This is a genomic window from Pseudomonas sp. PS01301 (assembly GCF_029960215.1).
Taxonomy (GTDB): domain Bacteria; phylum Pseudomonadota; class Gammaproteobacteria; order Pseudomonadales; family Pseudomonadaceae; genus Aquipseudomonas; species Aquipseudomonas coleopterorum.
Window position 1 is genome coordinate 87,064 of sequence record NZ_JASCPM010000012.1, and the last position, 20,077, is coordinate 107,140.

Annotated in this window: 17 protein-coding genes; 9 read left to right on the forward strand and 8 right to left on the reverse strand. The window is 63.1% G+C overall.

Going from position 1 to position 20,077, the window contains the following annotated elements; translation table 11 throughout:
* The 9 genes from pilW (at position 1) to QMX89_RS08880 (ending at position 10,038) form a co-directional block, all read left to right on the forward strand.
* Positions 1 to 756, forward strand: a complete 756-nt coding sequence (pilW, locus tag QMX89_RS08840) for a type IV pilus biogenesis/stability protein PilW (RefSeq protein WP_090356429.1) — start codon at positions 1 to 3, stop codon at positions 754 to 756.
* Complete coding sequence (locus QMX89_RS08845; RefSeq protein ID WP_282347844.1) at positions 753 to 1,751, forward strand: RodZ family helix-turn-helix domain-containing protein; 999 nt, start codon at positions 753 to 755, stop codon at positions 1,749 to 1,751. The genes pilW and QMX89_RS08845 overlap by 4 nt, the downstream gene beginning before the upstream one ends.
* Position 1,752: 1 nt before the next feature.
* Positions 1,753 to 2,862 (forward strand): flavodoxin-dependent (E)-4-hydroxy-3-methylbut-2-enyl-diphosphate synthase, encoded by a 1,110-nt coding sequence (gene ispG, locus QMX89_RS08850; RefSeq protein ID WP_049861904.1) that lies wholly within the window; start codon positions 1,753 to 1,755, stop codon positions 2,860 to 2,862.
* Between the two features lie 22 nt (positions 2,863 to 2,884).
* Positions 2,885 to 4,174 carry a histidine--tRNA ligase gene (gene hisS, locus QMX89_RS08855; RefSeq protein ID WP_282347845.1) on the forward strand — a complete coding sequence of 430 codons (1,290 nt, stop codon included), beginning with the start codon at positions 2,885 to 2,887 and terminating at the stop codon, positions 4,172 to 4,174.
* A gap of 42 nt (positions 4,175 to 4,216) precedes the next feature.
* A complete protein-coding gene (locus QMX89_RS08860; RefSeq protein ID WP_049861906.1) occupies positions 4,217 to 4,858 on the forward strand; it encodes a tetratricopeptide repeat protein in 642 nt (213 codons plus the stop codon).
* A complete protein-coding gene (bamB, locus tag QMX89_RS08865; protein ID WP_049861907.1) occupies positions 4,851 to 6,005 on the forward strand; it encodes an outer membrane protein assembly factor BamB in 1,155 nt (384 codons plus the stop codon). Before QMX89_RS08860 ends, bamB begins: the two co-directional genes overlap by 8 nt.
* A gap of 120 nt (positions 6,006 to 6,125) precedes the next feature.
* Positions 6,126 to 7,589, forward strand: a complete 1,464-nt coding sequence (gene der / locus QMX89_RS08870; RefSeq protein WP_282347846.1) for a ribosome biogenesis GTPase Der — start codon at positions 6,126 to 6,128, stop codon at positions 7,587 to 7,589.
* Between the two features lie 503 nt (positions 7,590 to 8,092).
* A complete protein-coding gene (locus tag QMX89_RS08875; RefSeq protein WP_282347847.1) occupies positions 8,093 to 9,241 on the forward strand; it encodes a pyridoxal phosphate-dependent aminotransferase in 1,149 nt (382 codons plus the stop codon).
* Complete coding sequence (locus QMX89_RS08880; protein ID WP_049861910.1) at positions 9,229 to 10,038, forward strand: amidohydrolase; 810 nt, start codon at positions 9,229 to 9,231, stop codon at positions 10,036 to 10,038. The genes QMX89_RS08875 and QMX89_RS08880 overlap by 13 nt, the downstream gene beginning before the upstream one ends.
* Positions 10,039 to 10,155: 117 nt before the next feature.
* On the opposite strand, the gene leuA is transcribed toward QMX89_RS08880, so the two are convergent.
* The 8 genes from leuA to QMX89_RS08920 form a co-directional block, all read right to left on the reverse strand.
* Positions 10,156 to 11,826 (reverse strand): 2-isopropylmalate synthase, encoded by a 1,671-nt coding sequence (gene leuA / locus QMX89_RS08885; protein WP_056844997.1) that lies wholly within the window; start codon positions 11,824 to 11,826, stop codon positions 10,156 to 10,158.
* A gap of 383 nt (positions 11,827 to 12,209) precedes the next feature.
* Entirely contained in the window at positions 12,210 to 13,031 is an 822-nt protein-coding gene (locus QMX89_RS08890) for a M23 family metallopeptidase (RefSeq protein ID WP_282347848.1), read from the reverse strand.
* Positions 13,032 to 13,034: 3 nt separating this feature from the next.
* Positions 13,035 to 14,414, reverse strand: coding sequence for an exodeoxyribonuclease VII large subunit (xseA, locus tag QMX89_RS08895; RefSeq protein WP_282347849.1), 1,380 nt, complete (start codon positions 14,412 to 14,414; stop codon positions 13,035 to 13,037).
* 93 nt (positions 14,415 to 14,507) lie between these two features.
* Positions 14,508 to 15,476 carry a peptide ABC transporter ATP-binding protein gene (locus QMX89_RS08900; protein WP_049861913.1) on the reverse strand — a complete coding sequence of 323 codons (969 nt, stop codon included), beginning with the start codon at positions 15,474 to 15,476 and terminating at the stop codon, positions 14,508 to 14,510.
* The gene (locus tag QMX89_RS08905; protein ID WP_043186595.1) at positions 15,476 to 16,444 is read right to left on the reverse strand and encodes an oligopeptide/dipeptide ABC transporter ATP-binding protein; all 969 of its coding nucleotides are present in this window, start codon (positions 16,442 to 16,444) and stop codon (positions 15,476 to 15,478) included. Before QMX89_RS08905 ends, QMX89_RS08900 begins: the two co-directional genes overlap by 1 nt.
* A gap of 10 nt (positions 16,445 to 16,454) precedes the next feature.
* Positions 16,455 to 17,366 carry an ABC transporter permease subunit gene (locus QMX89_RS08910; protein WP_049861914.1) on the reverse strand — a complete coding sequence of 304 codons (912 nt, stop codon included), beginning with the start codon at positions 17,364 to 17,366 and terminating at the stop codon, positions 16,455 to 16,457.
* A 10-nt stretch (positions 17,367 to 17,376) separates the two neighbouring features.
* Positions 17,377 to 18,387, reverse strand: coding sequence for an ABC transporter permease subunit (locus QMX89_RS08915; protein ID WP_049861915.1), 1,011 nt, complete (start codon positions 18,385 to 18,387; stop codon positions 17,377 to 17,379).
* A gap of 76 nt (positions 18,388 to 18,463) precedes the next feature.
* Entirely contained in the window at positions 18,464 to 20,059 is a 1,596-nt protein-coding gene (locus tag QMX89_RS08920; protein ID WP_282347850.1) for an ABC transporter substrate-binding protein, read from the reverse strand.
* Between the last annotated feature and the right edge of the window lie 18 nt (positions 20,060 to 20,077).

The window sequence follows — 20,077 nt, forward strand, 5'->3', positions numbered from 1 at the left end:
ATGACCCTGCGCGCCGCGCTGCTGATCGTCTTCGCCTTGCTGACCGGTTGCGTCACCACGGGCAAGGTCAATCCGATGGACACCAGCAAGGGTCGGGACGAGGCGCGTCAGGCCTACGTGCAGCTGGGTCTGGGGTACCTGCAGGAAGGCAGTACCGAGCGGGCCAAGATTCCCTTGAAGAAGGCCCTGGAGCTCAACGGTTCCGACGCCGACGCCAATGCGGCACTGGCCCTGGTGTTCCAGGCGGAAATGGAACCCGAGCTTGCCGAACAGCACTTTCGCAAGGCTTTGAACGCACGCAGCGATGCCCGTATCCTGAACAACTACGGCAGCTTCCTGTATGAACAGAAACGCTACAAGGAAGCCTACGAACTGTTCGAGAAGGCCGCCGCCGACACGCTCTATCCAGAGCGCTCGCGGGTCTTCGAAAACCTTGGCATGACAGCGGCGGCCCTGGGCCAGCGCGAGGTGGCACGGCAGAACCTGGAGAAAGCGCTGCGGCTCAACCGCCAGCAGCCGCGGGCGCTGCTGGAAATGGCTGAAATGTCGTACCAGGACATGCAGTATGTGCCGGCCAAGGAGTATTTCGACCGGTTCACCCAGTTGAGCGAGCAAACCGCGCGCAGCCTGCTGCTCGGCACGCGTCTGGCGAAAGTCTACGAAGACAAGAACAAGGCCGCCAGTTATGGCCTGCAACTCAAACGGCTTTATCCCGGTACGCCGGAATATCAGCAATACCTGTCGGAGCAAAGATGAAAGCGGCGCATCCCGAAGTAGCAGCAGGCTCTCGTGTAAACCCCGGCGATACCTTGCGTCAGGCCCGTGAAGGCAAAGCGTGGTCGTTGCCCGAGGTGGCCGCGCGGCTGAACCTCACCCCGGCCTCCTTGGCCAACCTGGAAGCGGGCGCGTTCGACAAGCTGCCCGGCCACACTTTTTCCCGTGGCTACATCCGTGCCTATGCCAAATTGCTCGGCCTGGATCAGGCCGTGCTGGTGCAGGCGTTCGATCAGTACACCGGCACCAACGCGCAGGGCAGCAACGTGCATGGCCTGGGCCGCATCGAAGAACCTTCGCGCCTGGCCCACAACCTGCTGCGCATCGTCAGCCTGATGCTGGTGCTGGCCCTGGTGGGTGGCGGCTTCCTCTGGTGGCAGGACAAGACCACTGCCCGTGGCACCGATCCGACCAACGTTGCGCTGGAGCACGTCGAAGTCGAAAGCGCCGACGGCACGACCCAGATTCATCCACTGGACGAGCCTGAAGACCAGGCCGTGGTAGCTGCTCGCGAAGGCGAACCCACCGCGTTGAGCCTGGGGCAGGGCCAAACCCCGGTTGACCCGGCCACTACCGGCACACCGGCGACCACGACTACCCAGCCATCTGCGACCGTTGCGCAGACCCCTGCAACCGTTGCCACGCCTGTTCCCGCACCTGTACCTAATGCAGCGACAACACCTGCCGCGCCGGCCCCTGTCGCAACGCCTGCGCCAGTCGAGGCGCCCGTGGCCGGGCATGGCCAGGTCGGCATGAATTTCGTCGCCGACTGCTGGACCCAGGTCACCGATGCCACCGGCAAGGTGCTGTACAGCGGTCTCAAGCGCAGTGGCGAAAATCTTCAGGTCAGCGGCAAGCCGCCGCTTTCCATACGCCTGGGCGTGGCCAATGCCGCCCAGGTGACTTACAACGGTCAAGCGGTGGATGTCGCACCCTTTACCAAGGGCAATACTGCTCGCATGAAGCTGGGGCAATAACATGCACGGTGAATCTCCGATCAAGCGCCGCGAATCGCGCAAAATATGGGTCGGCTCGGTACCGGTGGGGGGCGATGCGCCCATCGCCGTGCAGAGCATGACCAACACCGACACCAATGATGTCGATGCCACCGTCGGGCAGATCCAGCGCCTGGTCGATGCCGGCGCCGACATCGTGCGCGTGTCCGTGCCCGACATGGATGCCGCCGAGGCCTTCGGGCGCATCAAGCAGCGCGTCAGCGTGCCGCTGGTGGCCGACATCCACTTCGACTACAAGATCGCCCTGCGGGTGGCCGAGCTGGGTGTGGACTGCCTGCGCATCAACCCCGGCAACATCGGTCGTGAAGACCGCGTGCGCGCCGTGGTCGATGCCGCGCGCGATCGTGGCATCCCGATCCGTATCGGCGTCAACGCAGGCTCACTGGAAAAGGACCTGCAGAAGAAGTACGGCGAACCGACCCCGGAAGCGCTGGTCGAGTCGGCGCTGCGTCATGTCGAGCATCTGGTGCGCCTGGATTTCCACGACTTCAAGGTCAGCGTGAAAGCGTCCGACGTGTTCATGGCCGTCGACGCCTATCGCTTGCTGGCCAAGCAGATCGTCCAGCCATTGCACCTGGGGATCACCGAAGCCGGAGGCCTGCGTTCGGGTACGGTCAAGTCGGCGGTCGGCCTGGGCATGTTGCTGGCCGACGGCATCGGCGACACCATCCGCATCTCGCTGGCGGCCGATCCGGTGGAAGAGGTCAAGGTCGGCTACGACATTCTCAAGTCGTTGCGCCTGCGTTCGCGCGGCATCAACTTCATCGCCTGCCCCAGCTGCTCGCGGCAGAACTTCGACGTGGTCAAGACCATGAACGAACTCGAAGGCCGTCTCGAAGACCTGCTGGTGCCGCTGGACGTCGCGGTCATCGGTTGCGTGGTCAACGGTCCGGGCGAAGCCAAGGAAGCCCATGTCGGCCTCACCGGCGGCACGCCGAACCTGATCTACATCGACGGCAAGCCGTCGCAGAAACTGACCAACGACAACCTGGTGGATGAGCTCGAGAAGCTGATCCGGCAGAAGGCAGCGGAAAAGGTCGAAGCCGATGCGGCGTTGATCGTCCGCGGCTAACAGGGATTTCTAAGGATATTTTGTGAGCAAGACTCTGCAAGCCATTCGTGGCATGAATGACATCCTGCCGGAGCAGACGCCGCTGTGGCGTTACTTCGAAGGCACCGTGGCCGGTTTGCTGGACGGTTACGGCTACCGCCAGATCCGCATGCCCATCGTCGAGTTCACCGACCTGTTCAAGCGCTCCATCGGCGAAGTCACCGATATCGTCGAAAAGGAGATGTACACCTTCGAGGATCGCAACGGTGATTCCCTCACGCTGCGCCCCGAAGGCACGGCAGCCTGTGTCCGCGCGGTGCTCGAACATGGCCTGAGCGGTGGTGGCCAGGTGCAGAAGCTCTGGTACATGGGCCCGATGTTTCGCCATGAACGGCCGCAGAAGGGGCGCTATCGCCAGTTCCACCAGATCGGCCTGGAAGTGTTCAACCTCGACGGTCCGGACATCGACGCCGAGCTGATCGTGCTGACCTGGCGCCTGTGGAAACTGCTGGGCATTCGCGACGCGGTCACCCTGGAACTCAACAGCCTGGGCACCAGCGAAGCCCGCGGTCGCTACCGCGAGGCGTTGGTGGAATTTCTCACCGCGCACCTGGACCAGATCGACGAAGACAGCCAGCGCCGCCTGAAGACCAACCCGTTGCGCGTGCTCGATACCAAGCACCCGGAAACCCAGGCGGTATTGGTCAACGTGCCGAAGCTTGCCGATTATCTCGACGAAGAGTCGCGCGTGCATTTCGAGGGCTTGAAGGCGCGTCTGGATGCCGCTGGCATTCCCTACGTGATCAATCCCAAGCTGGTGCGGGGCCTGGACTACTACAGCAAGACCGTTTTCGAGTGGGTCACCGACAAGCTGGGCGCTCAGGGCACCGTCTGTGCCGGCGGCCGCTATGACGGCCTGGTCGAGCAGATGGGTGGCAAACCGACGCCGGGCGTGGGTTTTGCCATGGGCATCGAACGTCTGATCCTGTTGCTCGAAACCCTGGAACAGGTGCCCGAATCCATTGCCCGGCAGGTCGACGTCTACCTCTGCGCTTTCGGCGAACAGGCCGAGTTGGCAGGTCTGACCCTCGCCGAGCGGCTGCGCGACCAGGTGCCAGGCCTGCGCCTGATGGTCAACGCCGGTGCCGGCAGTTTCAAGAGCCAGTTCAAGAAGGCCGACAAGAGCGGTGCCTTGTACGCCTTGATCCTGGGGGACGACGAACTGGCCCAACAAGTGGTAGGTTTCAAACCCCTGCGCGGCCAGGGCGAACAACAGAACATTGCCTGGTCGGCGTTGGCCGACCATCTGGCGACCTGCGTTGTGCAGGGCTGAATCAAGCAAGCATCAAGCATTTGCGCGAATAGGAGCATTGGGGTGTCGAGTACCGAAGACGAACAAATGGGCGAACTCAAGGACTGGTGGCAGCGTAACGGCAAGCCCCTGGTGACCGGTGGCCTGCTGGCCCTGGTGGTCGTGTTCGGCTGGCAAGCCTGGACCCGCTATCAGAGCAACCAGTCACAGAGCGCTTCCAACCTGTACCAGCAGTTGCTGGAAGCCAGCCTGACCCCGACCGGCAAGCCCGATACCGCCCAGGTGGCAGACCTGGCCGGCAAGCTCAAGAACGAGTTCGGCGGCACTGCCTATGCGCAGTACGCCAGCCTGTTTCTGGCCAAGGCCGCCGTCGATGCCGGCAAGCTCGATGATGCCGCCGCCGAACTCAAGACGGTGGTCGACAAGCCGGTCGACACTACCCTGGGCGAAGTGGCGCGTCAGCGCCTGGCGCAGGTCCTGGCCGCGCAGAACAAGGCCGAAGACGCCTTGAAGCTGCTCGACGGCGATGCCGACAAGGCGTTCCTGGCAGCCCGCGAAGAACTCAAGGGTGACCTGCTGGTGCAACTGGGCCGCAGCGACGACGCCTATGCCGCCTATCAAAAAGCCAAGGCTGCGCTGTCCGATGAAGCGGCAGTGGGTGGCCTTCAAATCAAGCTCGACGACCTGGCCAAAGGGGATGCGTGACGTGATCCGTTGGAAACATGCAGCATTGCTGGCCCTGGCCTTGATGGCCGTGGGTTGCAGCAGCAACAGCAAGAAGGAACTGCCCCCGGCCGAACTCACCGACTTCAAGGAAGAAGTGTCCTTGCAGAAGGTCTGGAGCCGTGGTATCGGCGACGGCCAGGGCAAGACCTACAACATGCTCGTGCCAGCGATCGAGAACGATCGCATCTACGCCGCCGATGTGACGGGCGAGGTAGTCGCGATGAACCGCATGACGGGCGACGTCCTGTGGAAGAAAGACCTGGACCAGCCGGTTTCCGGTGCCGTGGGCGTAAGCTACGGCCTGGTGACCCTGGGCACCTTGCGCGGCGACGTGATCGCACTCGACGCCGACACGGGTGAGCAACGCTGGAAAAAACGCGTGAACAGCGAAGTGCTCGCGCCACCGGCCAACAACGGCAACGTCGTGGTGGTGCAGACCCAGGACGATCGCCTGATCGGACTGGATGCCAGCACCGGTGATCAGCGCTGGATCTACGACAGCACTCCAGCGGTGTTGACCCTGCGCGGTACGGGCGCACCCCTGGTGACCAATCAGCTGGCGATCGCCGGACTGTCGACTGGCAAGGTCGTTGCGCTCGACATCTCCAACGGCGTGCCGGTCTGGGAAGCTCGGGTCGCCGTGCCTCAGGGCCGTTCCGAACTGGATCGCGTGGTCGACATCGACGGTGGCCTGCTGTTGTCCGGCGGCACGCTGTATGTGACCACCTACCAGGGTCGCATGGCCGGCCTGGACCTGGAAAGCGGGCGTGTACTGTGGCAGCGCGATGCGTCCAGTTACGCAGGTGTCGCGCAGGGCTTCGGCAACGTCTACACCAGCCTGGCCTCGGGCACTGTGGAGGGCGTCGACGAGCGTTCCACCACCGCCCTGTGGAGCAATGATCAACTGGCACGTCGCCAGCTGTCGGCTCCCGAAGTGTTTTCCAGCTACATCGCGGTGGGCGACCTGGAAGGTTACGTCCACCTGCTGAGTCAGGTCGACGGTCGTTTCGTCAGCCGTACTCGGGTCGACAGTGACGGTGTACGGGCTCGCCCGCTGGTCGTTGGCGACATGCTTTATATTTACGGCAACAGTGGCAAGCTGGAAGCCCTGACCGTCAAGCAGTGATTGACTATGCTTCCAGACACCCATGGGTGCCTGGAAGCCGCTTCGTTTGAAGCGCCTCGAACTCCGGCCGCTGCCTGCAGCGGCCTTTGTATTTTCTGAATCAACGCAGTGGAGAGCCGCATGGTTCCCGTAATCGCCCTGGTGGGCCGACCCAACGTCGGTAAATCCACCATGTTCAACCGCCTGACCAAAAGCCGTGACGCCATCGTCGGCGACCTGTCTGGTCTTACCCGTGATCGCCAATACGGTGAGGCGCGCTGGCAAGGGCGTTCCTACATTCTGGTCGACACCGGTGGTATTTCCGGTGACGAACACGGCATGGACGAAAAGATGGCCGAGCAGTCGCTGCTGGCCATCGAAGAAGCCGATGTCGTGATGTTCCTGGTCGATGCGCGCGCGGGTTTCACCGCCGCCGACCAGATGATTGCCGAGCACCTGCGCAAGCGTAACAAGCGCTCGCTTTTGGTCGCCAACAAGGTCGACAACGTCGACCCCGAGATGGCCAAGGCCGAATTCGCCCCACTGGGCATGGGCGATGCCATCCCCGTGGCCGGTGCCCAGGGCCGCGGTGTCAACGCGCTGCTCGAAGCCGCCTTGAGCGAGTTCCCGCGCGACGAGGAAGAAGTCGACCTCAACGCCGAGGTGGCCGAGGGCGAGGAAGCCGTGCGCATTCCGGGCCCGAGCGAGAAAGATGGCATCAAGATCGCCATCATCGGTCGACCCAACGTCGGCAAGTCGACGCTGGTCAATCGCATGCTCGGCGAAGACCGGGTGATCGTCTATGACCAGCCAGGTACGACTCGCGACAGTATCTACATTCCCTTCGAACGCAACGAAGAGAAGTACACGCTGATCGACACGGCCGGTGTGCGCAAGCGCGGCAAGATCCACGAGGAAGTGGAAAAATTCTCGGTGGTCAAGACGCTGCAGGCGATCAAGGACGCCAACGTGGTGATCTTCGTCATGGATGCACGCGAAGGCGTGGTCGACCATGACCTGAACCTGCTGGGCTTCGCCTTGGAAACCGGGCGCGCCATCGTCATCGCGCTGAACAAGTGGGACGGCATGCAGTCCAGCGAGCGCGACTATGTGAAGGTCGAGCTGGAGCGGCGGTTGTTCTTCGTCGACTTCGCCGACATCCACTTCATTTCGGCGCTGCATGGCACCGGCGTGGGCAACTTGTATGCCTCGGTGCAGGCATCGTTCAAGTCGGCGATCACCCGCTGGCCGACCAGCCGCCTGACCCAGATCCTCGAGGACGCGGTGCAGGAGCACCAGCCGCCAATGGTCAACAGCCGCCGGATCAAGCTGCGCTACGCTCACCTGGGGGGTGCCAACCCGCCGTTGATCGTGATCCACGGCAACCAAGTGGAGAAGGTACCGAAGTCGTACGTGCGCTATCTGGAAAACACGTATCGCCGCGTGCTCAAGCTGGTCGGTACGCCGATCCGTATCGAGTTCAAGGGTGGCGAGAACCCGTACGAAGGCAACAAGAACACGCTCACCGACCGCCAGGTCAACAAGAAGCGTCGCCTGATGTCGCACCACAAGAAGGCCGACAAGAAGCGCCGCGACAAGCGCTGATACACCGCGGTGGTGCCGGACGCGGCTCGCGCCGCTGCTACAGGGGAATGTGTAACCCGTATCAGCGGCGCACGCCGCGTCTGCGGTGCACGCGGTCCATCAGCCACCCTGCGATCCCCGTAGCAGCGGCGCAAGCCGCGTCGACGTTCCACGCGGTCCATCAGCCACCCCGCCATCCCTGTAGCAGCGGCGCAAGCCGCGTCGGCGTTCCATGCGTTCCATCAGGCCCCTCGCAATCCCCGTAGCAGCGGCGCAAGCCGCGTCGGCGTCCCATGCGTTCCACCAGGCCCCCCGCAATCCCTGTAGCAGCGGCGCAAGCCGCGTCGACGTTCCACGCGGTCCATCAGCCACCCCGCCATCCCTGTAGCAGCGGCGCAAGCCGCGTCGACGCCCCATGCGTTCCATCAGGCCCCCCGCAATCCCTGTAGCAGCGGCGCAAGCCGCGTCGGCGGTGTATGCGGTCTGCCTGCTACACTGGGGAACGTTTTCCCAGGGAGCGGCCCATGATCAGCAGCAAGCTGCCGAATGTCGGCACCACCATCTTTACCACCATGTCCCATCTCGCCGCACAAACCGGCGCCTTGAACCTGTCTCAGGGTTTCCCGGATTTCGACGGTCCGCCTGCCTTGCTCGAAGCGGTGGGGCGCCATGTGCTGGCCGGGCATAACCAATACTCGCCCATGACCGGTCTACCCGCCCTGCGCGAACAGGTTGCGGCCAAGGTCGAGCGGTTGTATCGACGTCGTGTGGATGCCGAAAGCGAAATCACCATCACCCCCGGTGCCACCCAGGCGATTTTCTGCGCAATTCAGGCAACCATTCGCCACGGCGATGAAGTGATCGTGTTCGATCCCTGCTACGACAGCTACGAGCCTGCGGTCGAACTGGCGGGCGGCACGTGCGTGCATGTGCAACTGAATGCTGCGGACTTCAGCATCGACTGGCAGCAACTGGGCCAAGCCATCAACGCGCGTACCCGAATGATCGTGATCAACACGCCGCACAACCCCAGCGGTGCCCTGATCACTGCCGCCGAACTCGACCGCCTGGCGACCTTGATCGCCGACCGCGACATCTACATCCTCAGCGACGAAGTCTACGAACACCTGGTGTTCGATGGCGTCGCCCATGCCAGCGTGCTGGCCTGCGAGCGGCTATACGAGCGGGCGTTCGTGGTCAGCTCGTTCGGCAAGACCTACCACGTTACCGGCTGGAAAACCGGCTACGTGATCGCACCGCCCGGGCTGACTCGAGAGCTGCGCAAGGTGCATCAGTACGTCAGTTTCTGTGGCGTCACGCCCTTGCAGTACGCCTTGGCCGAGTACATGGCTGAACACCCCGACCACGTAGACGCGTTGCCTGGTTTCTATCAGGGCAAGCGCGATCTGCTCTGCGATCTGCTGACCGATTCGCGGTTCACGTTTGTGCCCACGCCCGGCACCTATTTTCAGCTGGTCGACTATTCGGCGATCCGCCCCGACCTCAACGATGTCGACATGGCGCTGTGGCTGACGCGTGAGCATGGCGTAGCCAGCATTCCGGTTTCGGTGTTCTATCGCACGCCGGTTGCGGACCAGCGCCTGGTTCGCTTGTGTTTCGCCAAACGTGAGGAGACGCTGCGCGAGGCAGCCCACAAACTATGCCGAATCTGACGGAAGCAACCCTGGCCGAGCAGGCCCCTGAGCTAAAGATCGCGTTGATCCAGACCCAGTTGGCCTGGCACGACCGCGAGGCCAATCTCGAACACTTCGATACCTTGCTGGAACAAGCCCAGGGCGCCGATCTGGTGGTCTTGCCCGAGATGTTCACCACCGGCTTTTCAATGGAGTCCGAAAGCCTTTGCGAGCCGGAGAACGGGGTGACCCACGACTGGCTGCTGGCGTGGGCCAACAAGCTCGATGCGGTGGTCACCGGCAGCGTGATCGTCCAGGCTGCCGATGGCAGCTACCGCAATCGCCTGCTGTGGGCCTGCCCGGATGGGCGGATGCTGCACTACGACAAGCGTCATCTGTTTCGCATGGCGGGAGAGCACGAACACTACAGCCCCGGCGAGCGGCAAGCGGTGTTCGCCGTGAGGGGCTGGCGCGTGCGTCCGTTGATCTGTTACGACCTGCGTTTTCCGGTGTGGAGCCGAGATGGCGAGGGTACCGACCTGTTGCTGTACACGGCCAACTGGCCGGGCGCGCGGCGCATGCACTGGAACCGCCTGCTGCCGGCCCGTGCGATCGAGAACCTCTGCTACGTGGCGGCGGTGAATCGGGTGGGTACCGACGGCAAGGGCTTTGCCTACACGGGTGACAGCCAGTTGTTGGACTTTCAGGGCGAAACCCTGTTGTGCGCGGGTGAGGCCGACGGCGTGTTTCATGCCAGCCTCGATGCCCAGGCCCTGCACGCCTATCGCAGCAAGTTCCCGGCCCACTTGGACGCTGACGAATACGAGTTGCGCTAGGAACGCTCATACCTGACACACCGCGGTGTGGTTTTCGCGGCCGATGACCGCTCCTACGAGGTAGCGCAGGCATAAAAAAACCGGCCCTGAAGGCCGGTTCCTGTGTGGGTGCTTGTATCAGGCAGCTTTCGCTTCCTGCTGGCTCAGCGAGCGATTCAGTGCGCTGAACAGTGCCTTGAAGCTGGCGGTGGTGATGTTTTCATCCACGCCAACGCCATGCACCGGACGTCCACCGGCCACACGCAGCTCGATATAGGCCGCGGCCTTGGCGTTGGTGCCAGCGCCAATGGCGTGTTCGTTGTAGTCCATGATCTCGACCGCGACCGGCATGGAGGCCACCAGCGCTTCCAGGGCGCCGTTGCCCTTGCCGCGCCAGTGCTGGGTTTCACCGTCGCTGTGCACTTCCACGTCAACCGCACTGTTGCCGTTCTCTTCCTGCAACCGATGGCTGATCAACGCATAGGGCGTGTTGGCCTGCAGGTACTCCTTGCGCAACAGCGCATAGATCTGCTGAGCGGTCATTTCCAGGCCCAGGCGGTCGGTCTCGCCCTGTACTACCTGGCTGAACTCGATCTGCATGCGACGCGGCAGGCTGATGCCGTATTCCTGTTCGAGCAGGTAGGTGATGCCACCCTTGCCCGACTGGCTGTTGACGCGGATGACTGCCTCGTAGCTGCGACCGATGTCGGCCGGGTCGATTGGCAGGTAGGGCACTTCCCACACCGTGCCTTCCTTCTGCTGGGTGAAACCCTTGCGAATGGCGTCCTGGTGCGAGCCGGAAAACGCGGTATGGACCAGATCGCCGACATACGGATGACGCGGATGCACCGGCAACTGGTTGCATTCCTCGACCACCTTGCGGATGCCGTCGATGTCGGAGAAGTCCAGTTCGGGATCGACGCCCTGGGTGTACAGGTTCAAGCCAAGGGTCACCAGATCGACGTTGCCGGTCCGCTCGCCGTTGCCGAACAGGCAGCCTTCCACGCGATCTGCACCGGCCATCAGGCCCAGTTCGGTGGCGGCCACGCCGGTGCCACGGTCGTTGTGGGTGTGCAGGCTGAGCAGCACGCTGTCGCGACGATTGATGTGACGGCCGAACCATTCGATCTGATCGGCATAGATGTTCGGGGTGGACACTTCCACGGTCGCCGGCAGGTTGAGGATCACCTTGTTCTGCGGAGTGGGGTTCCACACTTCGATCACCGCATCGCAGACTTCCTTGGCGAACTCGAGCTCGGTGGCGCTGAACGTCTCCGGCGAGTACTGGAAGGTCCACTGGGTTTCCGGCTGCTGCGCTGCGTATTTGACGAACAGCTTGGCGGCGTTCACTGCGATGTCCTTGACGCCCTGTTTGTCCTGGTTGAAGACGATCTTGCGGAAGGATGGCGAAGTAGCGTTGTACAGGTGAACGATGGCTTTCTTGGCGCCCTTGAGCGATTCGAAGGTGCGCGCGATGAGGTCTTCACGGGCCTGGGTCAGGACCTGAATGGTCGTGTCGTCCGGGATGTGGCCGTCTTCGATCAAGGTGCGCACGAAATCGAAATCGGTCTGCGACGCGGAAGGGAAGGAGGCTTCGATTTCCTTCACGCCCACGGCGACCAGGGTTTTCCAGAAGCGCAGCTTCTTTACCGCATCCATGGGTTCGATCAGTGACTGGTTGCCGTCGCGCAGGTCGGAGCTGCACCAGATGGGCGCGGCGGTGATGGACTTCGACGGCCAGGTGCGATCGGGGAGGTCGATAGTCGGGAACGCGCGGTACTTCTGCGACGGGTCTTTGAGCATGGACATGGTGAAAATCCTTGGTGAGCAGCCTGGGGAAAGGGCCTGCCGGTCATTCGAAAAGGTGAGGGGCGAGGCGACGCGTTTCAGCCAGGCAGTCGTGCACTGACCAGGCAGAGGCTGCGGTGCTGGCGGAGCTGGATGAGGGTGTGGGCGGTTTTCATGACCTCAACCCTAACCACTGGGGTGAAAAATGGCAAGGGTATTGAGGAAAATGGTAGGAGAGTTGGCTATCTTGGAACAGGCGAGATTTTATTGCTGAAGATTTGGAAAGTAGTGCCAGAGATTGCGTGGCTTCAAGGGGCGGCGCAATGCGTTGGGTCGACGGTGCGGCCTTCGCGGGCAGCGCCCGCTCCCACAGATCAAGCAGTGCTGACAGGATTTCCGGTGGATCAAGGCTGGAAGGCGTTGATGAAGATTGCCGGATCGACCCGGGCATCGTTCAGGCTGACGTTCCAGTGCATGTGCGGCCCGGTGGCGCGGCCTGTGGAGCCTACGCGTCCGACCACGGCGCCGCGCACCAGGTCCTGGCCGACCTTCACGTCGATCTTTGACATGTGGCAGAACATGCTGATGAACCCCTGCCCATGATCGACGAACACCGTGTTGCCGTTGAAGAAGTAGTCGCCCACCAGGATCACCTTGCCATTGGCAGGCGTCTTGATCGGCGTGCCGGCAGGTACCGCGAAATCCAGGCCGGCGTGCGGATTGCGCTCCTCGCCATTGAAGAAACGGCGTACACCGAACTTGCTCGACAAGGGTCCGCTGACCGGCTTGTCCAGCAGCAGATTGCTCGGCGTGCCGGGGCTGAAGCTGCGGTAGGCGCGCAGCTGTTCGGCGAGTTCGCCGTCGATGCGCTTGATGTCCGCCGGGTTGGGATTGACCTGGCGAGTGTTCTTCAGAGTGATCCGCTGTTCGGGGTACTTCTTGCTGCCAATCTCGAAACCGATGGCGCTACCGGCCACGCTGAACTGCGCCTGGCCAGGCTTGGCAGTCAACGGGATGCCGACGATCGCGCGCCAGGTACCTTGCTCATTGACCACCAGCACGCGCTTGCCATCGTAGGTCGCCTTGGGCGCCTGGCTGGCGTTGCCCAGATCCACCACCGCCACGCCGCCGGGCACCGGCTTGTTCAGCAGCCGGGTGATGTAGCTGTCCGCCTGAGCGAACGAGGACAGGCACAACAGCAGGGCAACAACGAGAAAACGCGGCATGGATCAATCCAGTAAAGAAAGGGTAACGGGCGTGAGGTGATTGTCTTCCACCCGCACTTCGAGCTCGCCTTCGCCCAATCTTGCGATCAGGCGCTGACCGCGCTGGGTCTGTTCGGCGCTGCGGATGGCTTGCCCGTGCTCGTCGAGCAGGATGCTGTAGCCGCGCCCGAGGGTGGCCAGGGGGCTGACCACGTGCAGGGTCTGCACCTGGCTTTGCAACTGCTGGCGACGGTCCTTGAGCGTGTCACGCATGGCCCGCGGCAAGCGCTCGGCAAGGCCGTCCAGACGCTGCTTGAGCAGACGCAGCACACGGTCCGGGTGCTGCCCGGCCAGGCGTGTCTGCAACTGCGCCAGGCGATGCGCACGCGCAGTCATCTGCCGCTCGAAGGCGCGGCGCATGCGCATGTCCAGATCATCCAGGCGTTGTGCCTGCTGGCGCAGGCGCTCGCCGGGGTGGCGCAGGCGTCGGGTCAGCCCTTCCACGCGCAGGCGTTCGTGGGCCAGACGATTGTGCATGCGCAACACCAGGCGTCGCTGCAGGCTGTCGAGCCGCCGTTGCAGGTCGCCGGCATCGGGCGCCAGCAACTCGGCGGCCGCAGAAGGCGTCGGCGCACGCACATCGGCCACGAAGTCACTAATGGAGACGTCGGTCTCGTGACCCACGGCGCTGACGATGGGCGTCACGCACGCATCGACGGCGCGCGCCACGGCTTCCTCGTTGAAGCACCAGAGGTCCTCCAGCGAGCCGCCGCCACGGGCCAGGATGATCGCATCGAAGCCGCGCGCATCGGCCAGGCGCAGAGCGCGGACGATCTGCGCGGTGGCCTCGCGGCCCTGCACGGCGGTCGGGATCAGGGTCAGCTGGATCTGCGGGGCACGTCGACGGAACACGCTGATGATGTCGCGGATCACTGCGCCGGTCGGCGAACTGACGATACCGATGCGTTGCGGATGCGCCGGCAGGGCCACCTTGCGTTCGCTGCTGAACAGACCTTCGGCGTCGAGCTTTACCTTGAGCGCGTCGAACGCCATGCGCAGCGCGCCGTCGCCGGCAGGCTCCACGGTGTCGAGAATCAGCTGATAGTCGCCACGGCCTTCGAACAGCGAGACCTTGCCGCGCACTTTCACCGCTGCGCCATCCTTGAGCACCTGGCGCACGCGTTGAGCGTTCTGCCTGAACAGCGCACAGCGCACCTGGGCGCCGCTGTCCTTGAGCGTGAAATAGACGTGGCCGGACGCCGGACGCGCCAGGTTGGAGATTTCACCTTCGACCCAGATATTGCTGAAGACATCTTCGAGCAACACACGGGCACGGCCATTGAGCTGGCTGACGGTGATGACCTCGCGATCGAGGTTCAGGCGGGCAAAGGGGTCTTTGATCATGTTCGGCATCATAGAGACATTCGTCTGCGGATGCACTGGGGAGAAGGGAGAGGTACAGGCCTCTTCACCGATTGGCGAAGAGGCCTGCAGGCGTTACAGGAACTGCTCGGCGTAGTGACACGCCACCTGCCGCGTATCCACCGGCCGGAACGCCGGTACTTCGGTGCTGCAGCGCTCGGTGGCGTATGGGCAACGCTTGTGGAACGCACAGCCCGACGGTGGATTCAGCGGGTTGGGCAACTCTCCGACGATCTTGATCTTGGGCTTGAGCGGGTCCGGCTTGATGGTCGGCGTGGCCGACAGCAGAGCCTGGGTATAGGGGTGCAGAGGACGGGTGTAGATGTCTTCCTTGGGCCCCATTTCCGCCGGCCTGCCCAGGTACATCACCAGCACCTGGTCGGCCACGTGACGCACCACGGCCAGGTTGTGGGAGATGAACACATAGGCCGTGTTGAACTCCTGCTGCAGGTCCATGAACAGGTTAAGCACCTGCGCCTGGATCGACACGTCGAGGGCCGAGGTGGGTTCGTCGGCGACCAGCACTTTGGGTTGCAACATCATGGCGCGGGCCAGGGCGATGCGCTGGCGCTGGCCACCGGAAAACATGTGCGGGTAGCGCTGGTAGTGTTCGGGGCGCAGGCCGACCTGCTGCATCATCGCCTGGACCTTCTCGCGGCGCTCGGCCTTGCTCAGGGAGGTGTTGATCAGCAGCGGCTCGCCGAGTTGGTCGCCGATCTTCTGCCGAGGGTTGAGCGAAGCGTAGGGGCTCTGGAACACCATCTGCACGTCCTTGCGCAGTTGCTTGCGCTCGGCCTTGCTGGCGCCTGCCACTTCCTGGCCGGCGATCTGCAGCGAACCGGAGGATGGTTCTTCGATCAGGGTCAGCGCGCGGGCCAGGGTCGACTTGCCGCAGCCCGATTCACCGACCACGGCGAGGGTCTTGCCGGCTTCCAGCTCGAAGGAGACGCCATTGAGGGCACGCACCACGGCATGGGGCTTGAAGAGCCCGCGCGAAACATCGTAATGACGGGTAAGGTCGCGGGCGGTCAGTACGACGCTCATCACGCCACCTCCTGATTGAGTGGGTAGAAACAACGCGCCAGGCTCTGGGCTTTGGGGTCCAGGGCCGGGCGTTCGGTGCGACAGTTTTCCCGCACGTACGGGCAGCGCGGCGACAGCAGGCAGCCCTGCGGACGGTCGTAGCGGCCGGGGACGATGCCAGGCAGGGTGGCCAGGCGCTCGGCGCCTTCGCTGTGCTCCGGGATGGCCATAAGCAACGCTTCGCTGTACGGGTGCGCGGGAATGTCGAACAATTGCGGCACATGGCCCACTTCCACTGCCTGACCGGCGTACATCACGCACACGCGCTGGGCGGTTTCGGCCACCACGGCCAGGTCGTGGGTGATCAGGATCAGACCCATGTTCTGCTCTTGTTGCAGGCTGAGCAGCAACTCCATGATCTGCGCCTGGATGGTCACGTCCAGTGCGGTGGTCGGTTCGTCGGCGATCAGCAGCTTGGGCTCACCGGCAATCGCCATGGCGATCGCCACGCGTTGGCTCATGCCCCCGGACAGCTGATGCGGATAGGCATCCAGGCGGCTTTCGGCTGCCGGGATTTCCACCTTCTTGAGCAATTCCAGAGCACGCTGGCGCGCGGCCTTGCCGGACATGCCCAGGTGCTGGCGCAAGACTTCCTCGATCTGGAAACCCACGGTGTAGCTGGGATTAAGCGCAGTCATCGGGTCCTGGAAAATCATCGCCAGGTCCTTGCCGACCACCTTGCGCCGTTGCCGGGCGTTGAGCTTGAGCATGTCGTGGCCGTCGAAGACCAGCGAGTCGGCGGTGACGATGCCGGGTGCATCGATCAGGCCCATCAGGGCCATCATGGTCACCGATTTGCCCGAGCCCGATTCGCCGACGATGGCCAGCACTTCGCCCTTGTCCACGCTCAGGTCCAGCCCGTCCACGACCGGTACGGCCTTGGCATCGCCGAAACGTACGTTCAGGTTGTTGATATTCAAAAGTGACATGATCGGCTCCTCAGGCGGCGTTCTTGAGTTTGGGGTCCAGCGCATCGCGCAGCCCGTCGCCCATCAGGTTGATTGCCAGCACGCTGAGCAGAATGGTCAGGCCCGGCAGGCTCACCACCCACCAGGCGCGTTCGATGTAGTCACGCGCCGAAGCCAGCATGGTGCCCCATTCCGGCGTTGGCGGTTGTACGCCCAGGCCCAGGAAACCCAGGGCGGCAGCGTCGAGAATCGCCGAGGAAAAGCTCAAGGTGGCCTGCACGATCAGTGGCGCCATGCAGTTGGGCAGCACGGTGATGAACATCAGGCGCGGCAACGTAGCCCCGGCCAGGCGCGCGGCGGTCACGTAGTCACGGTTCAGTTCGCCCATCACCGCAGCGCGGGTCAGGCGTACGTAGGAGGGCAGCGACACCACGGCAATGGCGATCACGGTGTTGATCAGGCCAGGGCCGAGGATGGCGACGATCGCCACGGCCAGCAGCAGCGATGGCAGCGCCAGCATGACGTCCATCAGGCGCATGATCGACGGCCCGAGAATGCGCGGGAAGAATCCGGCCAGCAGGCCCATGAGAATGCCCGGGATCAGCGACATCACCACCGACGACAGGCCGATCAGCAGCGACAGCCGCGAGCCCTGGATCAAGCGCGAAAGCAAATCACGGCCCAGCTCGTCGGTGCCCAGGATGAATTGCCACTGGCCGCCTTCCAGCCATACCGGCGGGGTGAGGAGGAAGTCACGGTACTGCTCGCTGGGATTGTGCGGCGCCACCCACGGCGCGAACAGCGCGCAGAAGACGATGATCAGCATGAACACCAGACCCGCCACGGCGCCCTTGTTCTTGGCGAATGCCTGCCAGAATTCCTTGTACGGGGAGGGGTAGAGCAGGCTCTGATCCACTGCGACCGTTTCAATTTTCGTAGTCATGGATAGGGTCTCAACGCTGATGACGGATGCGTGGGTTGGCCAAGCCGTAGAGGATATCCACCACGAAGTTGACCAGGATCACCAGGCAGGCGATCAACAGGATGCCGTTCTGCACGACAGGGTAGTCACGGGCGCCGATGGCCTCGATCAGCCACTTGCCGATGCCCGGCCACGAGAAGATGGTTTCGGTCAGGACCGCACCGGCCAGCAAGGTGCCGACCTGCAGGCCGAACACGGTCAGCACCGGAATCAGCGCGTTGCGCAGACCGTGCACGAACACCACGCGAGTCGGCGACAGACCCTTGGCGCGGGCGGTGCGCACGTAGTCCTCGCGCAGCACTTCGAGCATCGAGGAGCGGGTCATGCGGGCGATCACCGCCAGCGGAATGGTGCCCAGCACGATGGCGGGCAGAATCAGGTGCTGCAGGGCGTCCAACCAGGCGCCTTCGTCTTCGCTGAACAACGTGTCGATGAGCATGAAGCCGGTTTTCGGCTGGATGTCGTAGAGCAGGTCGATACGCCCCGATACCGGCGTCCAGCCCAGGGTCACCGAGAAGAACATGATCAGGATCAGGCCCCACCAGAAGATGGGCATGGAATAGCCGGCCAGGGAAATGCCCATGACCCCATGGTCGAACAGCGATCCTCGCTTGAGCGCGGCGATCACCCCCGCCAGCAGGCCGAGCACGCCGGCAAAGATCAGCGCGGCGATGGACAGCTCCAGCGTGGCCGGAAACAGCGCAGTGAACTCGGTCCACACGCTCTCGCGCGTACGCAGCGACTCACCCAGGTTGCCCTGGGCGAGATTGCCGATGTAATCCAGGTACTGAGCATACAGGGGCTTGTTCAGACCCAGGCGTTCCATCGCCTGTGCGTGCATTTCGGGGTCGACCCGACGCTCGCCCATCATCACTTCGACAGGGTCACCGGGAATCAGGCGTATCAACGCGAAGGTCAATAGCGTGATGCCGAAGAAAGTGGGGATCAGCAATCCCACACGTCGGGCAATAAAACTAAACATCGTGCGTAGTACCTCATCAGCCGGTTAGGCAAGCCGCGCATCCGCCCGGGTGGGCGCCGATACGCGGCGTCTTTTTCTACTTCACCTGGGTGGTGGCGAAGTTGTTATTGGTCATCGGGCTTATGTGGAAGCCTTCGACGGTCTTGCGCATGGCCGAGAACACACGTGGATACGCCAGGCTCAACCAAGGTTGCTCTTTGAGAAAAATGACCTGCGCCTGTTCGTAGAACGCCGCGCGCGCTGCCGGTTCAGTGGCTTCGCGGGCCTGGCTGACCAGGGCGTCGAATTCCTTGTTGCACCAGCGCGCGGCGTTTTCGCCGTTCTTCGCTGCTTCGCAGGTAAGGTTCGGGCTGAGGAAGTTGTCCGGGTCGCCGTTGTCGCCGGCCCAACCGTAGAAAGCCAGGTCATGTTCGCCCAGTTTCAGGCGCTTGATCAACTCGCCCCATTCCAGCACGCGGATATCCAGCTTGATGCCAACCTTGGCCAGGTCGGCCTGCAACAGTTGCGCTGCGAGGCTGGAGTTGGGGTTGGTCGGGCTGCTGCCGTTGCGCGCGAAGATGGTGAACGAGGTGCCTTCCGGAACGCCGGCTTCCTTGAGCAGGGCGCGGGCCTTGTCCGGATCGTAGGGCAGGTCTTTGAGGCTGTGGTTGTAGCCCAGTAGCGTGGTCGGGTAGGGCCCCACGCCCGGTGTCGCGTTGCCCTCGCCGAACAGGGTTCGAACGAAGGTCTGCTTGTCGAAGGCCATCTGGATGGCCTGGCGCACGCGAACGTCGCTCAGGTATTTGTGAGTGGTGTTGATGGCCACATAGCTGGTCATCAAGGCATCCATCTCGGCGATCTTGAGCTGAGGATCGGCCTTGATGCCGGGTACGTCGTCCGGCTTGGGATAGACCGCCACCTGGCATTCGTTGGCACGCAGCTTCTGCGCCCGCACGTTGTTGTCCACGGTGATGGCGAAAATCAGCGGGTCGGCCGGTGGCTTGCCCTTGTAGTAATCGGGGTTGGCCTTGAAGCGAACCTGGGCGTCCTTGCTGTAGCGCACGAACACGAACGGCCCAGTGCCGATCGGCTTGCTGTTCAGGTCGGCGGTCTTGCCGGCCTTGAGCAACTGGTCGGCGTATTCGGCTGAGTAGATCGAGGTGAAGGGCATCGCCATGTCGCGCAGGAACGGCGCTTCGGGGCGCTTGAGCACGAAACGCACGGTCATGTCGTCGAGCTTGTCGATGCTCTGGATCAGATCACCCATGGCCATCGATTCGAAATAGGGATAGCCCATGGTCGACTTGTCATGCCAGGGATGCTTGGCGTCGAACTGGCGCATGAAGCTCCACAGCACGTCGTCGGCATTCAGGGTGCGGGTCGGCTTGAAGTACTCCGTGGTGTGGAACTTCACGCCTTCGCGCAGGTGGAACGTATAGGTCTTGCCGTCTTCACTGATGTCCCAGCTCTTGGCCAGCCCCGGCTGGATGTCGGTGGTGCCCGGCGTGAAGTCGACCAGGCGGTTGAGCACCGTCTCGGCCGAGGCATCGCTCGTGACCGCGCCGGTGTATTGAACGATATCGAAACCTTCGGGGCTGGCTTCGGTGCAGACCACCAGCGGTTTGGCACTGGCGCCCAAGGTCAGGCCGAGCAGGGCGGCTGCCACGGCAGCCTTCAGAGATAGCGTTTTCATCATTGCCCTCGCAATCGC

Excerpts from the sequence above, each read along its gene's own strand:
- pilW (WP_090356429.1), top strand. The coding sequence starts at position 1 with ATGACCCTGCGCGCCGCGCTGCTGATCGTCTTCGCCTTGCTGACCGGT.
- QMX89_RS08845 (WP_282347844.1), top strand. The coding sequence starts at position 753 with ATGAAAGCGGCGCATCCCGAAGTAGCAGCAGGCTCTCGTGTAAACCCC.
- ispG (WP_049861904.1), top strand. The coding sequence starts at position 1,753 with ATGCACGGTGAATCTCCGATCAAGCGCCGCGAATCGCGCAAAATATGG.
- bamB (WP_049861907.1), top strand. The coding sequence starts at position 4,851 with ATGCGTGACGTGATCCGTTGGAAACATGCAGCATTGCTGGCCCTGGCC.
- der (WP_282347846.1), top strand. The coding sequence starts at position 6,126 with ATGGTTCCCGTAATCGCCCTGGTGGGCCGACCCAACGTCGGTAAATCC.
- QMX89_RS08875 (WP_282347847.1), top strand. The coding sequence starts at position 8,093 with ATGATCAGCAGCAAGCTGCCGAATGTCGGCACCACCATCTTTACCACC.
- QMX89_RS08880 (WP_049861910.1), top strand. The coding sequence starts at position 9,229 with ATGCCGAATCTGACGGAAGCAACCCTGGCCGAGCAGGCCCCTGAGCTA.
- leuA (WP_056844997.1), bottom strand. The coding sequence starts at position 11,826 with ATGTCCATGCTCAAAGACCCGTCGCAGAAGTACCGCGCGTTCCCGACT.
- QMX89_RS08890 (WP_282347848.1), bottom strand. The coding sequence starts at position 13,031 with ATGCCGCGTTTTCTCGTTGTTGCCCTGCTGTTGTGCCTGTCCTCGTTC.
- xseA (WP_282347849.1), bottom strand. The coding sequence starts at position 14,414 with ATGATCAAAGACCCCTTTGCCCGCCTGAACCTCGATCGCGAGGTCATC.
- QMX89_RS08900 (WP_049861913.1), bottom strand. The coding sequence starts at position 15,476 with ATGAGCGTCGTACTGACCGCCCGCGACCTTACCCGTCATTACGATGTT.
- QMX89_RS08905 (WP_043186595.1), bottom strand. The coding sequence starts at position 16,444 with ATGTCACTTTTGAATATCAACAACCTGAACGTACGTTTCGGCGATGCC.
- QMX89_RS08910 (WP_049861914.1), bottom strand. The coding sequence starts at position 17,366 with ATGACTACGAAAATTGAAACGGTCGCAGTGGATCAGAGCCTGCTCTAC.
- QMX89_RS08915 (WP_049861915.1), bottom strand. The coding sequence starts at position 18,387 with ATGTTTAGTTTTATTGCCCGACGTGTGGGATTGCTGATCCCCACTTTC.
- QMX89_RS08920 (WP_282347850.1), bottom strand. The coding sequence starts at position 20,059 with ATGAAAACGCTATCTCTGAAGGCTGCCGTGGCAGCCGCCCTGCTCGGC.